Source organism: Micromonospora sp. AMSO12t (genome assembly GCF_008806585.1).
Taxonomy (GTDB): Bacteria; Actinomycetota; Actinomycetes; order Mycobacteriales; family Micromonosporaceae; genus Micromonospora; species Micromonospora reichwaldensis.
The window spans coordinates 1-1,780 of record NZ_WAAS01000483.1; the positions used below are offsets into that span (position 1 = coordinate 1).

1 protein-coding gene and 1 pseudogene are annotated in these 1,780 nt (G+C 71.9%); one reads left to right on the forward strand and one right to left on the reverse strand.

The window, feature by feature from the left end; translation table 11 throughout:
* Positions 1–381, reverse strand: a pseudogene (locus F6X68_RS32495) (hypothetical protein); the annotation flags it as partial.
* 122 nt (positions 382–503) lie between these two features.
* Between F6X68_RS32495 and F6X68_RS32500 the strand changes: the two are divergent.
* Positions 504–1,780, forward strand: a 1,277-nt coding sequence (locus tag F6X68_RS32500) for an adenylosuccinate synthase (RefSeq protein ID WP_151457814.1), incomplete at its 3' end; no start/stop codon positions are given.

The following is a 1,780-nucleotide window of genomic DNA, read 5'->3' on the forward strand; positions in this document are numbered from 1 at the left end:
CTCGTCGATCTCGGCGTCGGAGCGGGCGGTGACCGTCTCGACCCGGGCGCCCCGGGCGGTGAGCGCGTCCGCGCAGGCCAGCACCGGCACCCGCGGGGTGTCGCAGCGCTCGTCGGCTGTCGCGTCACCGGCCGCGCAGGCGTCGGCCGTCGCGCCACCGGCGGGGGCGCAGGCGTCGGCCGTCGCGCGGCTGGCTGTCGTGCCGCCGTCGGTCGTGCCGCTGGCGGGGGCGCCAACGTCGGTCGTCGTGCCGTCGGTCGCGTCGGCGGCGGTCGGGACGGCCCCCTCCTGAGGCGCCGCGCCGCAGCAGCCGCCGCTGCCGCAGGCCCCGCCGGACGCGTCGCGGTCCGAGCCGAGGGTGAGCAGCACCACGTCGTACACGGAAAGGCCTCCTGCCTCCCGACGCGACCCCTGCCGGCCGCGCCGCCACTACTTGTTAGCCTGACACCCCGGGCTCGCTGACCGGTCGCCACCTGGCACCCGAGCCTTCTGGAGGCGAAGAGATGCCAGCGATCGTGCTCCTCGGTGCCCAGTGGGGCGACGAGGGCAAGGGCAAGGTTACCGACCTGCTGGGTGGGCGGGTCGACTACGTCGTGCGCTACTCCGGCGGCAACAACGCCGGCCACACGGTGATCACGCCGGACGGCCAGAAGTACGCGCTGCACCTGATGCCGTCGGGTGCGCTCTCCCCGAGCGCGATGATCGTCATCGGCAACGGTGTCGTGGTCGACCCGAAGGTGCTGCTGGCCGAGATCGACGGGCTCGCCGAGCGCGGTGTCGACGTCAGCCGCCTGCGGATCTCCGGCGACGCGCACCTGATCATGCCGCACCACCGGGCCCTCGACCGGGTCGTCGAGCGCTACCTCGGCAGCTCCCGCATCGGCACCACCGGCCGGGGCATCGGCCCCGCGTACGGGGACAAGGTCGCCCGGATGGGCATCCGGCTGCAGGACCTGCTCGACCCGGGCATCCTGCGCAAGAAGCTGGAACTGGCGCTGCGCGAGAAGAACCAGCTCCTGTTCAAGATCTACAACCGCAAGGCGATCGACGTCGAGGAGACCGTCGAGGAATACCTGCGGTACGCGGAGCGGCTCAAGCCGTACATCGCCGAGACCCGGGTCATGCTCTGGGACGCGCTGGACCGCGGCGAGACGGTCCTGCTGGAGGGCGCCCAGGCCACCATGCTCGACATGGACCACGGCACGTACCCCTTCGTGACCTCGTCGAACCCGACGGCCGGCGGGGCCTGCGTGGGCGCCGGCATCCCGCCGACCGCGATCAGCAAGGTGATCGCGGTCAGCAAGGCGTACACGACGCGCGTCGGCAGCGGGCCGTTCCCGACGGAGCTCTTCGACGACAACGGGCAGCACCTGCGCAAGATCGGTCACGAGTACGGCACCACCACCGGCCGGGAGCGGCGCTGCGGCTGGTTCGACGCCGTCGTCGCCCGGTACGCCTGCCGCCTCAACGGCGTCACCGACCTGGTCGTCACCAAGCTGGACGTGCTCACCGGCCTGCCGAAGGTGCCGATCTGCGTCGGGTACGAGATCAACGGCGAGCGCTTCGACGACATGCCGATGACCCAGACCGACTTCCACCACGCGACTCCGATCTACGAGGAGCTCGACGGCTGGTGGGAGGACATCACCAAGGCCAGGACCGAGGACGAGCTCCCGGAGAACGCCCGCCGCTACGTCGCCCGTATCGAGGAACTCTGCGGCACCAGGGTGAGCGTCGTGGGCGTGGGCCCGGGCCGCGAGGAAAACGTCCTCCGCCACCC